The organism is Bacillus cereus group sp. N8 (genome assembly GCF_016483685.1).
GTDB lineage: Bacteria > Bacillota > Bacilli > Bacillales > Bacillaceae_G > Bacillus_A > Bacillus_A proteolyticus.
Genome location: NZ_JAEHBK010000101.1, coordinates 1 through 2,332, shown reverse-complemented (window position 1 = coordinate 2,332; position 2,332 = coordinate 1). Strand labels below are relative to the sequence as shown.

The following is a 2,332-nucleotide window of genomic DNA, read 5'->3' as shown; positions in this document are numbered from 1 at the left end:
GGTCGCTCATTTGCGACTTCCTTATGTTAACATCTTCGTTAGTTAATGTCAACTAAGTTTTTTATTTCGTTTGCCGCATTTTGCGTTATTGCATCGGCGACTTGTTCTATATTACACCTCTATATGGTAATCGTCAACACCTTTTTAAAAGAAATTTAATTTAATTTAAATCCTTTTTTATTAACAGGTTAAAGTCGTCACCTCTTACTTAATTTTCACAAGCAATCTTTTTCATCAAGTATAACAAACTTCCTTTGATGAATTAATTTGAGAGTTACTATTTTCTCCAATATAACCCTTTGTTTATCATATTGTACTATCACTAAAACTCTATTAGAAACCGGACCGAAAGATATACGTATTCTTATAATAAACGATGATAAAGGAATCCATGATTTATTAAAAAGTATTTAGAGCAAGAATTATGTATGGTAGATACCCCAATCAATGGTGAAAAAGCGCTACATTTATTTAATCAATATAACTATGACCTTATTATATTAGACCCCATGATACCAAAAGCAGATGGTATCGAAGTATGCAGAAGACTCTGGTATACAACTTCTAAATCGTTTCCACTTTGCTATTTAAACACATAAATCTTAACTTACCCTCTTATAGAAATCTCACTATTTTATAAGAGCTAAGGAGGTTTTATCCTATAACTATATACAAACAAATACAAGCTTTATCTTTAGAAAAAGTAAGTTGAATTTTTAACAAATCATCTATCCGCATTTAATAGTATTAACGGCACTACCAGCGAAGCCCATATTATAGATGAACTATATATTGTTATAAAAAGCTTTCCACACTTCCAAAAGCACCCTGAACATGTATGGATTCAACATATTCCTAACGATTCAATCGGTAAGGAATATGTATTCGCATTTATAAAAGGCAACAGTACTTCAACTTCTACTATTATCTATCACTCTTATTTGGATACAGCTTTCATCGAAGATTTCGGTCGTCAAAAGAACAGACCTTCCTTCCAGGTGCAATTGAACAATATTTCTAAACATATAAGGAAAATGAAAATGATACTGTACAAAAAGACACACTTTCTAGAGAATGGTTATTCGGAAGAAGATCTGTTGATACGAAAAGTGGCGCTGCTGTGCAAACTGCAACAAATAGCCAATTATATTTCAATTATTTTATTTATGAATCTACACCAAAGGAAGTACTATCACAACTACTAGAAGAAACAAAGCTTGCATGTAAAAAAATTGAAAGTTACCTAGAAGAACAATTCCAACGTTATTTATCCATAACAGGTCTCCCATCTCGAAATCTTTCTCGGGAAATTAATGTGACTAGTTATGCCAAGTATATAAAAGGGCTAGAGGCAATTAGTATTCATACAGAATCTACTATTCAAAGTGCACTACAAAAAGTACTACAAATGATCTACGCAAATTATATTTTGAAATAGTGGTAACTCTTCAAACTTTAGACCCAAAGAAACAAGCTCGTATTATCGTTTTTTTCGCAACGCCATTTTTACCACATAATTATTTAGATCAAAACAATAAAAATAATCAGCAACTATAAAATAGTATCATGCACATACTAAAAGACGTGCACAATGAAACAAGAGGACAATTTTCAATAAAGAAATTCTTCTCATACTTAGCTGACGACAGTTTTCTATCTATGCATGAAACAGATGAAGAATTACAACCTTTATTAGAGAATTCCCTTAAGCGGGAACAGTTGTACCCACTACCTTATAATACAATCCGTAACTTAAATTATCCCTTCTATTAATATGGGCGTCTACAGGAAAGATGACCACAAATAGGCAGAATGAGTATATAAGCTTTATTCATTTCATATATTGCCTTTGTTAATAAGGAAAACAACAATACAAGTGGTGAATAATTATAGGGGATTATATAAGAACACATAACAAATACTCCTTAATCATAGAAAAGTGAGGTAGTAATATAAAAGAATTTACTAGCGAAAAAATATTGGAATAATTATTGAGGGTACGAAGAAAAGCCTAAATCTGTTACAGCTTGGCAATTTGATGATTTTCCTGATTATCTTGCACAATTAGTAATTGACGGCATAAAAACTGCAATATGCTCAGGATATGTTTTTTATGAATTAGATAATGAAGAACTCCTGAAAAAAATGAATGAAATAAACGAGGATTTTTCTATTGCTGAAGGCGATCGTACTTATAATTACTGGAGAGACACCCATATACTCCAGTAATACGTAGATGACAAACTTATTTTATTAAACACAAAAAAGACGAGTCATTCTGACTCGTCTTAAGGTTGCTTGGCGACGTCCTACTCTCACAGGGACAAGGTCC

Annotated in this window: 1 protein-coding gene and 2 pseudogenes; all 3 read left to right on the top strand. The window is 31.9% G+C overall.

Annotation, left to right across the window (positions count from 1 at the left end; translation table 11 throughout):
• Positions 1-318 precede the first annotated feature (318 nt).
• Positions 319-551, top strand: a pseudogene (locus tag JDS80_RS30540) (response regulator); the annotation flags it as partial.
• A gap of 569 nt (positions 552-1,120) precedes the next feature.
• On the top strand, positions 1,121-1,438 hold the full coding sequence (locus JDS80_RS30535; RefSeq protein ID WP_199640801.1) for a hypothetical protein: 318 nt from the start codon (positions 1,121-1,123) through the stop codon (positions 1,436-1,438).
• A gap of 521 nt (positions 1,439-1,959) precedes the next feature.
• A pseudogene (locus JDS80_RS31835) lies at positions 1,960-2,220 on the top strand (ASCH domain-containing protein); the annotation flags it as partial.
• Positions 2,221-2,332 lie beyond the last annotated feature (112 nt).